Raw genomic sequence first — 16,171 nt, 5'->3', positions numbered from 1 at the left:
AAATGCACTGGAAATCAGCGCCCGCCCGCCACGTCGAGGATGCTGCCCGTCACATAGGTCGCGCCTGGCCCCAGCAGGTAGAGGATGGCGTCGGCGATTTCTTCCGACTGGCCGCCCCGCTGCATGGGCACGCCCGAGGCCAGGCGCGCCACCCTGCCCGGTTCGCCGCCCGAAGCGTGGATGTCCGTGTAGATGATGCCGGGGCGCACGCCGTTGACGCGGATGCCTTCGGCCGCCACTTCCTTCGCCAGGCCCAGGGTGAGCGTATCGACGGCGCCTTTCGAGGCCGCGTAATCGATGTATTCTTCCGGGGAGCCGATACGCGCAGCCACCGACGACACGTTCACGATGCGCCCGCCCTGCCCGCCGTTCGCCGTCGACATGCGCCGCACGGCCTGCTGGCAGCACAAAAAATAGCTGATCACGTTGGTGCGCAGCACGCGTTCGAGGCGCTGCACGGACATGTCGGCCAGCCGGCATTTCCGCTCCAGCACGCCCACGTTGTTGACCAGTGCCGTCAAGGTCCCCAGGCGCGCATCGAGTTCATCGAACAGGCGCGCCACGTCCGCTTCCTCGCTGACGTCGGCCTGCACGGCGATGGCCTCGCCCCCTTCGGCCACGATACGCGCGCGCAGCGCTTCGGCCGCCTGCGCATCGCGCACATAGTTGACGCAGACGGCATAGCCCTGGCGCGCCGCCAGCAAGGCCGTCGCCGCCCCGATGCCGCGGCTGCTGCCCGTAATCAGGATCACTTCCTTCATTGCCCCTCCAGGATGGTTGTGGTCTCATGATACCCGCAAGCTGCAGACGTAAAAAAGCCCGCACGAAGCGGGCAGTTTGCCGATCCATCCCTCATCGTCACGACGCCGGAGAAAATCGTAGCGAGCGGCAGTGATTTGTGGCCGAGAATCGCAGTAGATTTTATCCGGCGTTCTATGACCTGAAATGCGTCATGGCGTAAGTCAGGTGCTGCCACCAGTGCTCGCGCGTGTGCACGGACGCCAGGCATTTTGCGTCGACCTCGTTCTTGAATGCGGGGTCCACGCAGGCCTTGGTAACGAGCGCATTGCGCTGGTTTTCCACGTTGACGATGGCAATCGCCAGCCACGCCGCGAGGGCGACGGCCAGCACGCATAAAGTCCAGGGCAGCTGTTTCATGGTGCTCTCCGGTGTTACTTCTTCGCTGGCGCGGGGGCGCGCTCTTTCAGCACGCGCGCCACCAGTTCATCCATCACGCGCAGGGTTGCGGCCTGGGTCTGCGGCTCGGACTGGCCCGGACGCGACAGCTGCGCCGGCGACGTCACGAAGCGGCCGTCGATGACGATGGTCGGCGCGCTGTCGATCTTGCTGGCGGTGATCAGCTGTTCGTTGCGTTTCAGCTTGGTCTGCACGCCGAACGAATTGAACATGTCCAGGTATTTCGCCTTGTCGATGCCGTTCTTGACCAGCAGGTCGAGGATGGCGTCATCGCGGTTCAGGCGGTTGCGCTCGACGTGGATGGCGCGGAAGATCTTGTCGTGGAACTGGTCCAGCTGGCCCATCGCTTCCAGCGTGGCATAGGCGTGCGCCTGCGGATCTTTTGGTCCGGAGAAGGCCAGGTGGATGCGGCGGAAGGCGATCTTGTCGCCCTGTTTCTTGACCCAGTCGTGCATCAGCGGATCGAGCGCGTAGCAATGCGGGCACGAATACATGAAGTATTCCACCACTTCCACCTTCTTGCCCGTGTCCGTGCGCACTGGGGTCGGAAGCGTGGTAAAGCCGGTATCGGCCGCCATGGCGCCGCCGGTGGCCGCCACCAGGGTGACGGCGGCGAGCAGGGGACGCAAGAAACGCAGAAAACGCATAATAATCCTTCATCAAAAGTGGTCGTGAACGGGGCGAGATTACCACTTTTTGCGCCGGGCGATGAAGGTCGGGCGCAAAAAAGCCCTGTTTATCGCACCGCCTTGCGCCCGCTTAAGCCGCATTTAAGCCCCGCCGCGCCGCCGTCTCAGAAATGGTAGCGCGCCGACACGCGCAGCTGGCGCGCATCGTTGAGGTAAATGCTGGAGCGGCAGCCGGGCGCATCGCCGTAATGGCGGCGGTTGGCCAGGTTGCTGCCGGCCAGTTCCAGCTCCCAGGCGCCCAGCTTGCGCACGTAGCGCCCGTCCACGGTGGCAAACGCGGGCACCTGCGCCAGGCAGCTATGGGCGAAATCCGGTCCATAGCGCAGGGCGCGCAGCCATTGCACGCCCACGTCGGCACTGGCGCCGCCCCGCCCCGTCCAGTACAGGCGCAGGCTGGCCAGGGTTTTCGGCACGAGGGCGATGTCCGGCCCGTCGTAGCTGTAGTCGTCATAGCGCGCATGCACCTGCCGCAGCTGCGCGTCGAGGCGCCAGTCGCGCGCCAGCGCCATGCTCGCTTCGATGGCCACGCCATCGCGGCGCGACGGGTCCAGATTGCCGGCAAAACCCAGCTGGCCCAGGCTCTGGTCGAAGACGATCTGGTTGCTCAGGCGTTCGCTGAACAGGCGCACGGAGGCGCTGCGCGCCGCGTCGCCGTAGGTGGCGCCCACTTCCGTTTCGCGCCGCAGCTGGCCCGCCAGGGGGCGGTAGCCGGCGCTCGTGTAGCCATCGTCGTCGATGCGGTAGCTGCGCGCGGCCTTGGCGTACACGTTCAGTTGCGGGCGCAGCTGCAGGCTGCCCTGCAGGTCCCAGGCATTCTGGTTTTCCCAGTCGCTGCCGCCGGCGGGCATGTCGGCCGGATCGAGCTGGAACTGTTCATGCCGCAAGCCCAGCAGCAGGCGCGGCGCATACGGGCCGCCGAAGGCCAGTTCTTCGCGCAGCAGCAGCGCGCGCGAATACTGGCGTCGCTGCGCACTGCCGTCGCGGCCCAACGCGGCACGGTCCGACTGCCGCTGCCACTGCATCAGGTCCAGCCCCAGCTCCGTATCCGTCCCCACGCCGCCCACCTTGCCGTAATGGCGCAGGCGGGGCGCCAGCTGCCGGCGGCGGCTGCTGTAGGTCGATACGCTGCTGCCGTCCTCGCCCGCATACTGGGCCGTGGCGCGCTTTTCCCGCTGCGACAGTTCCACTCCCAGCTCGAAATTGCCCACGTAGCGCTGCACGAAGGCGCTGGCGCGCCGCACCTCGTAGCGGTACAGGTCTTCCGGACGGGCCGCCAGCAAGGCCAGGAATGGCGCTTCGGGCGCGGGATAGCGCGTGTCCTGGTTCAGCTGATCGACGCTGAAGCCGGAACGGCCCTGCCGCGCCTTCCACTCCGCCCCGCCGCTGAAGCCCCGCTGGTGGAAAACGCTGCCGTCGCGGTAATTGCCGTTGCGCTGCCCGTCGAGGGCCGCATCGAGCGACATGCCGCCCTGCTCGCGCGACAGGGCGGCGCGCACGCTGTGCTGGCCGCCCTGCGCCAGTTCGGCGGACAAGTCGCCGTGCGTGACGCCGGCCGCGCCGGCGGCCACGCCGTCCTGCGCGCGCGCCGGCATGGCCAGCGCGCACAGCAGAGCGGCACATGTGGCGATGGTCAGGGCGGGAAGGACAGGCATCATGGCGGCAAGCTGGGTGCGCTACCGGGGCACGCACGGTAGTGAAACGGGAAGATGGCAAAAGCGAATCATTATACGCATGGCGCGCGGCGCTGGGGCCGTCAGCTGCCCAGGCGCCCTTCATCGGCGAGGAAGTCGATGAAGGTGCGCACCTTCGACGACAGGTAGCGGCGGCTCGTGTAGACGGCGTACACCTTGCCGCCCGCCAGCTGGTAAGCGTCGAACAGGCGCACCAGCCGCCCCGCCGCCAGGTCGTCATCCGTCTGCCAAGACGGCAGCAGGGCAATGCCCATGCCGTCGAGCGCGGCCGCGTGCAGCAGGCTTTCGTTATTGCATTGCAACACGGGCGAAAACTTCACCGTCTCGCTCCCGTGCGGGCCGTCGAAGGCCAGTTCATTGCCGTTCGCCAACAAGGAATAGCTGATCATGGCGTGCTGGGCCAGGTCTTGCGGCACTTCCGGCTGGCCCGCGCGCGCCAGGTAGGCGGGCGCGGCCACGAGGTGAAAGGCGATGCTGCCGATGGGCCGCGCGATCAGGGCCGGCGACGGCGCCTGGCTCACGCGCAGGGCCAGGTCGAAGCCCTCTTCCACCAGGTTGACGACTCTTCCGCTCAAATCGATGTCGAACGTGACTTCCGGGAAGCGCTCGCGGTAAGCGACCAGGGTGCGCGTGAAGATGGCGTTGGCGAACCAGACGGGCGCGCTCAGGCGCAGCATGCCGCGCGGCACTACTGTCGTGCGGCCCACCGTCGCTTCCACTTCGTCGAGGTTGTCGAGCATGTCGCGGCACTGTTCGAAATACACCTTGCCGATTTCCGTCAGGCTCAGGTGGCGGCTGCTGCGGTTCAGCAGGCGCGCGCCCAGATGGCGCTCCAGGTGCATCACATGCTTGCTGACCATGGCCGGCGACAGGTCCAGGCGCTCGCTGGCGCGCACGAAGCTGTCCAGTTCCACCACGGCGCGAAACACGCGCATGCTGCGCAAGGTATCCATGCTCATCCGATCATCAACAAAATGGAAATGATATATCAATAATAGCGATCTTGATCAACTGACCGCGCATGACTATCATCATCCCATCATCAGCCATTCCCACCAGGAGCCGCCATGCAAGAGCACACCTTCCCCACCTATTTCCTGTCGCACGGCGGCGGCCCGTGGCCGTTCATGAAAGACCAGTTCGGCGGCCGCTACGACGTGCTCGAAGCGTCGCTGCAGGATATCCCGCGCCAGATCGGCGCGCGTCCGAAAGCCGTGCTGGTCGTCACGGCGCACTGGGAAGGGCCGCAATTCCTCGTCTCGGCCAGCCCCAAGCCGGGCATGATCTACGATTACTCGGGCTTTCCGCCGCACACGTATCAAATCCAGTACCCGGCGCCGGGCGCGCCGGCACTGGCGGCGCAGGTCAAGCAGTTGCTGGACGCGGCCGGCCACCCGGCGCGCCTGGACCACGAGCGCGGTTTCGACCATGGCACCTTCAGCGCCCTGTTCCCCATCTACCCCCAAGCGGACATGCCGCTGGTGCAACTGTCGCTGAAACACGGCTACGACCCGCTCACGCACGTCGAAGTGGGCCGCGCGCTGGCCGGCCTGCGCCGCCAGGGCGTGCTGATACTGGGCAGTGGCCTCAGTTATCATAACCTGCGCCAGTTCGGCCAGGCGGGCGCCGTCGCCTCGCACCAGTTCGACGCGTGGCTGCGCCAGGCCATGGCCCTGCCGCCGGCGCAGCGGCTGGAACAGTTGCTGGCCTGGGACCGGGCGCCGGGCGCGCGCCAGGCCCATCCGCAGGAAGACCATCTGCTGCCCCTGATGGTGGCGCTCGGCGCGGCCGAGCAGGAAGCGGCCCACGTCGTCTACCACGAAGAGGATTTCTTTGGGGCGCTGGCCGTGACCAGTTTCAAATTCGGATAATCCGCCACCGCATAAGAAAAGCGCCGCGACATTGCTGTCGCGGCGCTTTTTGCATGGTGAAGCGGTAACTTACGTGCCGCGCTTGCCCCGCGCCGCATTCTTCGCCTTTTCGGCCGCGATCTCCGCTGCCTTGGCCGCCTTTTCCGCCATCTCGGCCGCATGCTGGGCCAGCAGGGCCGCGCGCGTGTCCGGCGTTTCCAGCGAGATACGGCCCAGGATGCCGCTGCGGTAGTCGAGCAGCAGGGTGTGCGACGCTTTCTCGAAATCGTAGTCGCCGCCCTTGATGCGGAAACCGCGCTTGGCGGCAATCCCCTCGACCACGCCGATGGCGTCGACTTCGCCGACCTTGGTGCCGTAGCGGGCCGCCAGCAGGTCCGGGTAGCGCTTGAGCAATTCCTCGGCCAGGAACACGGCCACCTCCTCTTCGATCAGCGCATTCGAGCCGATCGCGTGGCTGGCCGCCAGCATCAGGCCGTCGCTGGGGATGGCGATCTTCGGCCACAGCATGCCGGGCGTGTCGACCAGAATCGTGTTCTTGTCCAGATACAGCTTTTGCTGCATTTTCGTCACGGCCGGCTCGTCGCCCACCTTGGCCACGCGCTTTTTCAGCAGCGCGTTCATCAGGGTCGACTTGCCCACGTTGGGAATGCCCATGATCATGATGCGCAGCGGTTTCGTCGGCACGCCGCGGTGCGGCGCCAGCGACTTGGCCAGTTCCGGGATGCGCGCCACGTCGCCAGGCTTCTTGGTCGTCATCGCATACGCGGTCACGCCTTCCTGGGCATTGAAATAGGCCACCCAGGCGGCGGTGGCGGCAGGATCGGCCAGGTCGGTCTTGTTGAGGATTTTCAGGCAGGGGCGCTGGCGGAACAGGCGCAGCTCGTCCACCATGGGATTGCAGCTGGCCGCCGGCAGGCGCGCGTCCACCACTTCAATCACCAGATCGGTGTTCTCCATGGTCTCGGCCGCTTTCTTGCGGGCCGCGTTCATGTGTCCTGGGTACCATTGTATCGCCATGCTCTTGCTTTCAAAATCGTTCAATCAATCCGCTATTTTACGTGCTTGGCGCCGCGACGTCGCATTTTCCGGCGCCGGCGCCAGCCGTGCGACGCGAACGAGACAATTGGTGATAATTTCGCAGTTACCTGAATGATAAGATCCGCACTCCGTCGCCACAGGACGGACTTTTCCCATTGCAAGCTTAACCGGCCACGCTTTCCATGCACATTTCCCGCTTTTCCCTCTTCGTCACCTTCGCCGCCTGCCTGCTGCCCGCCATGGCCCAGGAACAACCGGCAGCGCCGGGCGACGCGGCGCCCCAGGAAATGCAGCAAATCGTCGACGTGCAAGGCACGCGCGACCCCGACCTGCGGCCCTACCGCACCATGGTCAAGGGACTCGACGCGTATGCCGACCACCAGCGCCTGGCGCCCGACGCCCCGCTGCGTTTCATGCTCGTTCCCGCCACGCCGAAGGGCAAGCTCGATGGCGCGACCTTGCACCTGTCGGCCGAGAACCTGTCGATTCCCATCCCGCTGGCGCCGGACGGCGGCTTCACCCTGGCGCGCAACAAGATAGCCTACGATGCCAATGCCGACCTCGTCAGCAACAAGAAGCGCGATACCCTGCGCTGGCGTGCCGACATCCATACGCCGGGACTGCCCGCGAACGTGCGCCGCCTGGGCGACCTGCGCCTGGAATGCGAAATCCGCTGGGCCGTCGAGCAGGACCAGCTGTCCTTCGTCCGGCGCAACCTGTTCCGCATGGCGGGCGGGCCCTGCCACTCCTCGCTGATCCACGTGCTGTATCCGGTGCCGCGCAGTGTCGCCGGGGTGCAGGCGCGCTCGGGCGAGCGCACGCTGGACATCCGCGTCACGGACGACCGCCAGCGCTACGTGCCGCCGCTGCACGACCAGAGCTGGGATGACGACACCTTGCTGACCATCACTTACGCCGACGACGGGACAGTGGCGGCAGCCCCCGTGACGCCCCCGCAGGCGGCACTGCGCCAGTGATGGCGGCGTTAACAGAAAGATAAAATATTTCTCAGTGGATTTTAATATTTACTGCAAGCAACAAAAAAGTATGCTCTAATATCGCCTCTTAAATGAAAAGCAATTATTTTCCATGCTGCCTCCCGCCAGGCGCGGGGAGATGACAGAGGGGAGATGGGCGATATGACGATGGAAGACACGGGCGCCGCGCCTGGAACGCGCGCGGAAGACGAGCGCGCCGGCGGGCACCCGCGCCAGGCCAAGGGGACGGTGTCCCGGCGCGTGCCGCGCAATGGCAGCGTGCAGCATCTGAAGAAACAGTGCCGCCAGTTGCAACTGCAGGTGGCGCAGCTGGAAGAGCGCCTGAAACGCCAGAGCGCCGACAGCTATGGCCTGCAAACGCTGTACGACCAGCTGGTCAATGAAATCAAGCACCACCGCGACATGCTGCAGCTCGACAGCTTCGACGCGGACAAATCGTCGCTCGTCTACACGCAAGCCTGGCGCCGCTTCATGGCCGGCGATGCGCTCGATTACCAGACCCACCGCCACACGAACTCGCGCAGCCGCCCCACGCTGCTGTAGTCAGAGTTCCGCCAGCGCCTTCACGTGCGCGGCCACGCTGCGCCCCAGCGACGACAGGTTGTAGCCGCCTTCGAGGCAGCTGACGATGCGGCCCTTGCCATACTGATTCGCGACGGCCATCATCTGCTGCGTCATCCACGTGTAGTCGGCCTCCACCAGGCCCATGCCGCCCACGTCGTCTTCGCGGTGGGCGTCGAAACCGGCGGAAATGAAGATCATCTGCGGCCGGTGGCGGTGCAGTGCCGGCAGCCAGTGGTCGAGCACCAGCTGGCGCACGGCGTCGCCTTTCGAATGGGCCGGCACGGGCACGTTCACGCGCGTATCCGTGTAGGACTCGACGTCGCTGTACGGATAGAACGGGTGCTGGAAGAAGCTCACCATCAGGATGCGCGGGTCGTTTGCCACGGATTCGGCCGTGCCATTGCCATGATGCACATCAAAGTCGACGATGGCGACCCGTTCGAGCCCGCGCACGTCGAGCGCATGCTTGGCGGCGATGGCCACGTTATTGAACAGGCAAAAGCCCATGGGCTCGCTGGGCCGCGCATGGTGGCCGGGCGGGCGGATGGCGCAGAAGGCATTGCTGATCTCGCCATCGATGACGGCGTCCGTGGCGGCCACGGCCGAACCGGCCGCCGCCAGCGCCGCCTCGTAGCTGTGCGCATTGAGCAGGGTGTCGCCGTCGAGCGGATAGTAGTCTCCCACAGGCGGCACATTGTCGCGCACGAGGCCGATGGCCGTGGCGCTGTGGTTGCGCTCGATATCGGACATGTGCGCGCGCACGCCGTCACGGTGCTCGACCAGGTCGCTGATGTGCGCGAGGATCAGTTGATCGTTGATGGCCTGCAAGCGGGCCGGCGATTCGGGATGCCAGTCGCCCATTTCGTGGCGCTGGCAATCGGGGTGGGTATAAATGGCTGTGCTCATGCGCTGTACTGGTTACCTCTGTCTCTGCTCTCTGTCCATACCGGGAACGCGCGCCGCCTGCACTGCAGGGCATTCCTGCCCGCCTGGCGCGTTCTCGCATAAAATCACTGGCTGGTCTGTGCCGCCCTCGCTATCCTTGCCGCCTCTCTAATCTACCACGAGCCAGACGCGGGCGGGCGGCGCGCTTTGACCTGGCCAAAGCGATTGTAAATTAAATAATCCATCGTACTGTGATAGAAATAGCATGTTTTCGAAAATACATCAGGCCGCGCGCCAGATCGGCGAAGTTCTCGTCGGCAAAGATTTACAGATCCGCCAGACGCTGGCCTGCGTGCTGGCGGGCGGCCACCTGCTGATCGACGACGTGCCCGGCGTGGGCAAGACCACGCTGGCCCATGCGCTGGCCATCTCGCTGGGCCTGCAGTGGAAGCGCCAGCAATTCACCAGCGACCTGCTGCCGGCCGACGTAGCCGGCATGAGCGTGTACGACCGCGGCAGCGCCAGCTTCATCTTCCACGCCGGCCCCCTGTTTACCCAGGTGCTGCTGGCCGACGAGATCAACCGCGCCACGCCGAAAACGCAGTCGGGCCTGCTCGAAGCGATGGAAGAGCGGCAAGTGACGCTCGACGGCGTCACGCGCGCCCTGCCGCAGCCGTTTTTCGTCATCGCCACGCAGAACTGCGCGCACCAGCTGGGCACCTTCCCCCTGCCCGAATCGCAGCTCGACCGTTTCCTCATGTGCGTCACCCTCGGCTATCCGGACCCGGCCGCCGAGCGGGCGCTGCTGCTGGGCGCCGACCGCCGCGCCATGCTGCACACCTTGCCTGCCGTCATGAATGCGGAAGAATTGCTGCAGGCCCAAGCGGGCCTGCGCGCCATCCACGCTTCCGCCGCCGTGGTCGATTATGTGCTGGCCCTCGTGCACGCCACGCGCGCGCCGGGCATGTTTGCCGACGGCCTCAGCCCTCGCGCCGCGCTGGCCCTGCTGCAGGCGGCGCGCGCCTGGGCCGCCCTGGCGGGACGCGACCACGTCACGCCCGACGACGTGCAAGCCGTGCTGCTGCCCGTCTGCGCGCACCGCCTGCATGCGGCGCAGGGAGCGAGCGATAGCCGCATCCTGCTGCAGCAATTGCTCTTGAACACCCCCGTCTGACCGGCATGCGCTGGCGCAATGTTTCCTGGTTGCCGGCGCGCCCCTGGCTGGGCGCGCAGCGCGTGCACATCCGTCCCTCGGGTGCGGGCCTGGCGTTTGCCGCCCTGCTGCTGGCGCTGTGGATCGCCGCCGTCAATTACCGCCTGGGCCTGGGCTATGCGCTCACGTATTTCGCGGCCGCCTGCGCCATCGCCGACATGCTGTTTGCCAGCCGCAACCTGGCGGGCCTGGCCCTGACGGCCACGCCGGGCAGTCCCGCGTTTGCCGGCAGCCCGGCCACATTCACCTTGCGCCTGATCAACCGCAGCACGCGTGCGCGCCATGCGATCCACCTGGCCGTCAGCGATGCGCCGGCAGCCCCGCAACTGGCCGACATCGCCGCCCACGGCGAAACGGCCGTCAGCATCGTCGTGGCGGCGCGGCAACGCGGATGGGTTACCGCTCCTGCCGTGCGCCTGTCCGGCAGTTTTCCGCTGGGCCTCTTTGTTGCCTGGTGTCATTGGCAACCCGAGGCCCGCGTGCTCGTGTATCCGCAGCCCGAGCAGGGCGCGCCGCCGCTGCCATTGCCGTCCGACAACGCGCGCCCAGCAACACGGCAGGCTTACGGCGGCGCTCAGGAGCTGGCCGGCGTGCGCGCCTACCAGCCCGGCGATCCCTTGCACCGCCTGGCCTGGCGCCAGATCGCCCGCCATGACGGCGAGCATCTGTTCAGCAAGCAATTCCAGCCCGCCGCCGACGCACCCACGGGCAGCCCGCGCGGCAGCATCATGCTTGAACATGCGTCCCTGCACGCGCTGGCGACGGAAGCGCGCCTGTCGCGCCTGGCCGCCTGGGTGCTGCAGGCGGAAAGCACGGGCTTGCCGTACGGCTTGCGCCTGGGCGCACTGACCGTGGCGCCGGGCCTGGGCGCCAGCCAGCGCGACGCCTGCCTGCGCGCGCTGGCCCTGCATGGCCTGCCACCAGACCGGGCGGCGCCATGATGACCTGGCTCAGCCGCTTGCCGCGCGACAAGGCCGACATGGTGCTGCTGTTGCTGGCCGCGGCCATGGTGCTGGCGCCGCATGCGCTGCACCTGCCCCCGTGGCTGTCGGCCGCTGCCGCCGCGCTGCTGCTGTGGCGCGCCGTCATTACCGTGCGGGGCTGGCGCCAGCCGCCGCTGGCCCTGCTCGCGCCGCTGGCCCTGCTGGGCATCGCCGGCATCTACGCCAGCTACGGCAGCTTGCTGGGACGCGATCCCGGCGTGGCCATGCTGGCCCTGCTGCTGGCCCTGAAGTCGCTGGAAATGCATGGCCGGCGCGATATCTTCGTCTTCGTCTTCCTCAGTTTCTTTTTGCTGCTGGCCAACTTTTTCCATGCGCAGGACATCCTCAGCGCCGCCTGGATGCTGGCCACCGTGCTCGTGCTGCTGGCCGGCCTGCTGTCGGCCCAGTACGGCGCCGTGCAGCCGCGCTTGCCGCAACGGCTGCGCCTGCTGGGCCGCATGCTGGCGCTGGCCGCCCCCCTGGCGGCGCTGCTGTTTTTTGTTGTGCCGCGCCCCGACGGCCCCCTATGGGGCGCGCCGCACGACGGTACGCAGGCGCGCTCGGGCCTGTCCGACAGCATGCAGCCGGGCGCCATTGCCACGCTGGCCCTGTCCGGCGAACCCGTCTTCACGGCCCGCTTTTCCACGCCGATACCGCCGCAAGAGCAGCTGTACTGGCGCGGCGTCGTGCTGGGCGACTTCGACGGCGCCACCTGGACGCGCCGGGGCGCAAAGGGACGCGCGCCCGCCGGCGACAGCCGCATCGACATCGCGCTGGCGGGCCAGCCCAGCCAATACGAAGTGACCTTGCTGGCGAGCGGCCAGCGGCGCATCTTCGCGCTCGACGTGCCGCGCAGCATGGAACGCCTGCCCGGCAACCCCTACGTGGTCTCGTCCGCGCTGGAAGTGCTGACCGCGCAGCCCCTGACGTCGACCGTGCGCTACCGCGCCAGTTCCCAGACGCACTACCGGCTGCAGGCGGCCCTGTCGCCGGCACAGCGGCAGCCCTGGCTGGCCTTGCCTGCCGGCAGCAACCCGCGCAGCGTGGCCTGGGCACGCCAGCTGCGCGGCAGCGGCGCGCAGATGTTGGCGCCTGCCGACGCCATCGCCGCCGTGCTTGAATACTTCCGTCGCGCGCCCTTCCGCTACACCCTGCAGCCGCCGCTGCTGGGCAAGCATGGCGTCGACGACTTCCTGTTCCGCACCCAGGCGGGCTTTTGCGAACATTACGCGGGCAGCTTCGTCGTGCTGATGCGCGCCATGGGCATCCCCGCGCGCGTCGTCACCGGTTACCAGGGCGGCCTGCGCAATGCTACCGACAACAGCCTGAGCGTGCGCCAGTCCGACGCCCATGCCTGGAGCGAAGTGTGGCTGGCGGGCCGGGGCTGGGTGCGCGTCGATCCCACCAGCGCCGTCGCCCCGCTGCGCACGGAGCGCAACCTGGACGCGGCCCTGCCGAGCGCTCCCGCGCCAGCCTGGCGCACATTGGCGGGCCTGGACGGGGGCGCCGGCGGCGCGCTCGCCGCGTGGCGCCAGCAATGGCAGCAGGTCGGGCACGCGTGGAACCGCTGGGTGCTCGACACCACGCCGCAGCGCCCGCGTGCCATGCTCGACGGCTTGAAAAACTTATCGGCGAAGCAACTTGCACTGGCCTGCGCCATGCTGGCCCTGCTGTCCGCCGTGGCCGGTGCACTGGTCTGGTGGCGGCAGGCGCGGCAAGACGATCCGCTCGACCGCCTGTACGCGCAGTTTTGCCGCCAGCAGGCGCGGCGCGGCTGCAGCCGTGCGCCGCACGAAGGCCCGCACGGTTATGCTGCGCGCCTGGCCGCCGGCCAGGCCACACAAGAGGCGCACGCCGCCATCGCACAGTTTCTGGCAATCTATGCCGCGATGAAGTATGGTAATGCCAACCCAGACGAACACACCCGCGCGCGGCGCAGCTTGCGCCGCCTGTTAACCCAATGCCGATGAGACGCTCCTTGTTACCGATCAAAACCTCCGCCCTGCTCCTGTCCCTGTCCCTGTGCCTGCCTGGCGTACATGCCGGCGAAAACAGCAATATTTCCGCCGCCGACCGGGCCCGTGCCGTGCGCGCCGCCAAGTCGCCGCCGGCCAGGCCGGCAGCCAAAAAGGCGCCGGCGAAATTCGACTTTGAAGGCGAATTTGTCGACTATGCCAACTGGAAGGAAGTCCGCGCCTTCCTCGACGACATGTCCGCCAGACACGGGTTTGACCGTGCCGAGCTCGACACGCTGATCGGCAAGGTGCGCTATGTGGACGCGACGGTGCAGCTGATGAAGCCGGCGCCGCCGGGCAAGCCGAAGAACTGGCAAGCCTACAGCGCCCGCTTCATCGAACCGGTGCGCATCAATGCAGGCGTGAAATTCTGGGACGAGAACGCGGAAGCGCTGGCCCGCGCCGAGCGCGAATATGGCGTGCCGGCCGAAATCATCGTCGGCATCATCGGCGTGGAAACCGTGTACGGACGCAACACGGGCCGCTTCCGCGTGCTCGATGCGCTGACCACCCTGGCGTTTTCCTATCCGGAAAGCCCGACGCGGGCCGCGCGCATGGAATTTTTCAAGGGCGAACTGGAAAACGCCCTGCTGTACGCGCGCAAGGACGGCATCGATCCATTGACCCTGCTCGGCTCGTATGCGGGCGCCATCGGCCTGCCCCAGTTCATGCCCAGCAGCATCATGAAGTACGCGGTCGATTTCGATGGCGACGGCCACATCGACTTGCGCAACTCAACGGCCGACGCCATCGGCAGCGTCGCGCATTTTCTCGTCGAGCACGGCTGGCGCCGCGACGATCCGGCCATCAGCGTGTACCGGGTCACCGTGTCGGCCAACCACGCGTGGGAAAAATTCATCGGCCAGGGCTTGCAAGCGAACTACCGGCTGGAAGAATTGCAGGCGGCCGGCGTCAGCGCCGTTGCAGCCCCGCCACCGAATATGCTGTTCGGCCTGATCGATTTACAAAATGGTTCAGAAGCAACTGAGTATCACTTGGCAACCAATAACTTCTTTGCTATAACTCAGTACAACAGAAGTTATTTTTATGCCATGTCAGTAATCGACCTGGGCAAGGCCATCAGCCAAGTGCGCGCACGCTAACCGAAAGTCAGTGTAAAGTTATAATATTACTTGTAAGAAAGCGTAAGCGATGTTGAAGCGACCGGCAAACACGTCTATGGTGGAGTCGATAACATCGTGCCAGCCTCGCTCGCCAGCCTGTTGTGCGGCACGGGATACAGAGTGGTTTTATACTTAACTTTTGTCAAAGTACAATTTTTGTTCTATCATAGAGCATAATAAAGAATAAATAGGTGTTGCAACTAGACAACACTTTTTCTGTACAAAGCAAGATTACAGAGCTTTCCAGCCTGAAATTGAATCCTGCTGTACAATTGTGTATATATTATGAAAAACTGTATCCCGGATCGTACCATGTGTGAATTCGTTCCTTTTAGTAAAGAATGAACATGAACGCAGCAAGAGCGAGCTCCGAGTGTTTTTTACTTTGCAGTGCAACTACAGAAGGAACAATAACATCATGACAAACCAAGTCGGCATTGATATGAACAGCGATTCGGACTCCGACGATCTGCTTCAGTACAACCCAAACAGACTGCTCGATACCCTGATCGAAAACCTGCGCCTGAAAAATGACGCAGCCCTGTCGCGCGCCCTGGAAGTGGCGCCACCAGTCATCAGCAAAATCCGCCACCACCGCCTGCCGGTCGGCGCATCGCTGTTGATCCGCATGCACGAAGTCAGCGATCTGAGCATCCGTGACCTGCGTTACCTGATGGGTGACCGTCGCAACAAATTCCGCATCAGCGACAAGCAATTCAAGCCAAAAGAAGGCGAAACGCCACAAGGCTGATCCTGCCAGTCATGCAGGTTTTCCCTCCCCGCCATGGGGAGGGGGTATTTCAGCAGTTCTCAGGCCGTCCTGGCCAATATCACTACACTATGCTTTAGCCCTTACGCAGGGAAAACACCGGTGGACAGATACCTGTCGCCGCGGTCACAGACGACAAACACGATGGTCGCGTTTTCCACCGTCTGCGAGATGCGCAGCGCGATTTCGCACGCACCGGCCGCCGAGATGCCGCAGAACAAGCCCTCTTCCGCCGCCAGGCTGCGCGCCATGCGCTCGGCCACGCCCTGGCTCACGTATTCCACCTGGTCGACGCGCGACTTGTCGTAGATTTTCGGCAGATAGGCTTCCGGCCACTTGCGGATGCCGGGAATCTGCGAGCCTTCCTCGGGCTGGGCGCCGATGATCTGGATGGCGGGATTCTGTTCTTTCAGGTAGCGCGACACGCCCATGATGGTGCCCGTGGTGCCCATGGCACTGACGAAGTGCGTGACCTGGCCATTCGTATCGCGCCAGATTTCCGGCCCCGTCGTTTCGTAGTGGGCGCGCGAATTGTCTTCGTTGGCGAACTGGTCGAGGATCACGCCGCGGCCATCCTTCTGCATCTGCTCGGCCAGGTCGCGCGCATATTCCATGCCGCCCGTCTTCGGCGTCAATAAGATGTCGGCGCCGTAGGCGGCCATGCTCTGGCGGCGCTCCACGCTGAGGTTGTCGGGCATCAAGAGCAGCATCTTGTAGCCGCGCAAGGCGGCGGCCATGGCCAGCGCGATGCCCGTGTTGCCGCTGGTCGCTTCGATCAGGGTATCGCCCGGTTTGATGACGCCGCGCTCTTCCGCGCGCTTGAGCATGGACATGGCGGCGCGGTCCTTCACGGAGCCGGCCGGGTTGTTGCCTTCCAGCTTGCCGAGGATGACGTTGTTGCGCGCAAGCGCGTCGGCGCCCGGCAAGCGCGTCAGCTGCACCAGCGGGGTATTGCCTATCGTATCTTCCAGTGTCTTGTAAGCCATCGTGTCGGTTTGAGTAATTTCAACAAAGACCCATTCTAATATGAGATGCTGGACGGCGTATGGCTAAAAACCCATGCCCGGCCGGACGGTACAGACCCCGGCCGCTAGAGCGCCAGGCCGCACGGCGCCTGGCTTGGCGCCCGGCCGG

The 16,171-nt window shown here is 65.5% G+C and carries 16 protein-coding genes; 8 read left to right on the top strand and 8 right to left on the bottom strand.

Annotated features, from left to right (window positions below; genetic code table 11):
• Positions 1-14: 14 nt before the first annotated feature.
• The 5 genes from BXA07_RS09170 to BXA07_RS09150 form a co-directional block, all read right to left on the bottom strand.
• Entirely contained in the window at positions 15-761 is a 747-nt protein-coding gene (locus BXA07_RS09170) for an SDR family oxidoreductase (RefSeq protein ID WP_076567477.1), read from the bottom strand.
• Positions 762-933: 172 nt separating this feature from the next.
• A complete protein-coding gene (locus BXA07_RS09165) occupies positions 934-1,158 on the bottom strand; it encodes a hypothetical protein (protein WP_076567475.1) in 225 nt (74 codons plus the stop codon).
• 14 nt (positions 1,159-1,172) lie between these two features.
• Entirely contained in the window at positions 1,173-1,844 is a 672-nt protein-coding gene (locus BXA07_RS09160; protein ID WP_076567474.1) for a thiol:disulfide interchange protein DsbA/DsbL, read from the bottom strand.
• Between the two features lie 146 nt (positions 1,845-1,990).
• Positions 1,991-3,541: a TonB-dependent receptor gene (locus BXA07_RS09155; protein ID WP_076567472.1), complete on the bottom strand. Its 1,551-nt coding sequence runs from the start codon at positions 3,539-3,541 to the stop codon at positions 1,991-1,993.
• Between the two features lie 98 nt (positions 3,542-3,639).
• Complete coding sequence (locus tag BXA07_RS09150) at positions 3,640-4,530, bottom strand: LysR family transcriptional regulator (protein WP_076567699.1); 891 nt, start codon at positions 4,528-4,530, stop codon at positions 3,640-3,642.
• Positions 4,531-4,644: 114 nt separating this feature from the next.
• On the opposite strand from BXA07_RS09150, the gene BXA07_RS09145 reads away from it, so the two are divergent.
• Positions 4,645-5,448 carry a DODA-type extradiol aromatic ring-opening family dioxygenase gene (locus tag BXA07_RS09145; RefSeq protein ID WP_076567471.1) on the top strand — a complete coding sequence of 268 codons (804 nt, stop codon included), beginning with the start codon at positions 4,645-4,647 and terminating at the stop codon, positions 5,446-5,448.
• A 69-nt stretch (positions 5,449-5,517) separates the two neighbouring features.
• Here the strand turns inward: BXA07_RS09145 and ylqF are convergent, their stop codons facing one another.
• On the bottom strand, positions 5,518-6,465 hold the full coding sequence (gene ylqF / locus BXA07_RS09140) for a ribosome biogenesis GTPase YlqF (protein WP_076567469.1): 948 nt from the start codon (positions 6,463-6,465) through the stop codon (positions 5,518-5,520).
• A 203-nt stretch (positions 6,466-6,668) separates the two neighbouring features.
• Between ylqF and BXA07_RS09135 the strand changes: the two genes are divergently transcribed.
• Together BXA07_RS09135 and BXA07_RS09130 are read left to right on the top strand one after the other, a co-directional pair.
• The gene (locus tag BXA07_RS09135; RefSeq protein WP_076567468.1) at positions 6,669-7,463 is read left to right on the top strand and encodes a hypothetical protein; all 795 of its coding nucleotides are present in this window, start codon (positions 6,669-6,671) and stop codon (positions 7,461-7,463) included.
• A gap of 153 nt (positions 7,464-7,616) precedes the next feature.
• Positions 7,617-8,027, top strand: coding sequence for a hypothetical protein (locus BXA07_RS09130; RefSeq protein ID WP_076567466.1), 411 nt, complete (start codon positions 7,617-7,619; stop codon positions 8,025-8,027).
• Here BXA07_RS09130 and BXA07_RS09125 read toward each other — a convergent pair whose 3' ends face one another.
• Complete coding sequence (locus BXA07_RS09125) at positions 8,028-8,954, bottom strand: histone deacetylase family protein (protein ID WP_076567465.1); 927 nt, start codon at positions 8,952-8,954, stop codon at positions 8,028-8,030.
• 244 nt (positions 8,955-9,198) lie between these two features.
• Here BXA07_RS09125 and BXA07_RS09120 point away from each other — a divergent pair, with 244 nt between their 5' ends.
• The 5 genes from BXA07_RS09120 to BXA07_RS09100 all read left to right on the top strand — a co-directional run bounded on the left by BXA07_RS09120 (position 9,199) and on the right by BXA07_RS09100 (position 15,019).
• Positions 9,199-10,107 carry an AAA family ATPase gene (locus tag BXA07_RS09120; protein WP_076567463.1) on the top strand — a complete coding sequence of 303 codons (909 nt, stop codon included), beginning with the start codon at positions 9,199-9,201 and terminating at the stop codon, positions 10,105-10,107.
• A 5-nt stretch (positions 10,108-10,112) separates the two neighbouring features.
• Entirely contained in the window at positions 10,113-11,087 is a 975-nt protein-coding gene (locus tag BXA07_RS09115) for a DUF58 domain-containing protein (RefSeq protein ID WP_076567462.1), read from the top strand.
• Entirely contained in the window at positions 11,084-13,099 is a 2,016-nt protein-coding gene (locus tag BXA07_RS09110) for a transglutaminase TgpA family protein (protein ID WP_076567460.1), read from the top strand. Before BXA07_RS09115 ends, BXA07_RS09110 begins: the two co-directional genes overlap by 4 nt.
• Positions 13,100-13,107: 8 nt before the next feature.
• Positions 13,108-14,247, top strand: coding sequence for a lytic murein transglycosylase B (gene mltB / locus BXA07_RS09105; RefSeq protein ID WP_083708117.1), 1,140 nt, complete (start codon positions 13,108-13,110; stop codon positions 14,245-14,247).
• A 439-nt stretch (positions 14,248-14,686) separates the two neighbouring features.
• Complete coding sequence (locus tag BXA07_RS09100; protein ID WP_034751784.1) at positions 14,687-15,019, top strand: hypothetical protein; 333 nt, start codon at positions 14,687-14,689, stop codon at positions 15,017-15,019.
• A 101-nt stretch (positions 15,020-15,120) separates the two neighbouring features.
• Here BXA07_RS09100 and cysM read toward each other — a convergent pair whose 3' ends face one another.
• Positions 15,121-16,023 (bottom strand): cysteine synthase CysM, encoded by a 903-nt coding sequence (cysM, locus tag BXA07_RS09095; RefSeq protein WP_076567457.1) that lies wholly within the window; start codon positions 16,021-16,023, stop codon positions 15,121-15,123.
• Between the last annotated feature and the right edge of the window lie 148 nt (positions 16,024-16,171).

Source organism: Janthinobacterium sp. TND4EL3, from assembly GCF_900156175.1.
Taxonomy (GTDB): domain Bacteria; phylum Pseudomonadota; class Gammaproteobacteria; order Burkholderiales; family Burkholderiaceae_D; genus Janthinobacterium.
Note: the sequence above shows the minus strand (reverse complement) of the source record. Positions and strands in the feature narration are given on the sequence as shown.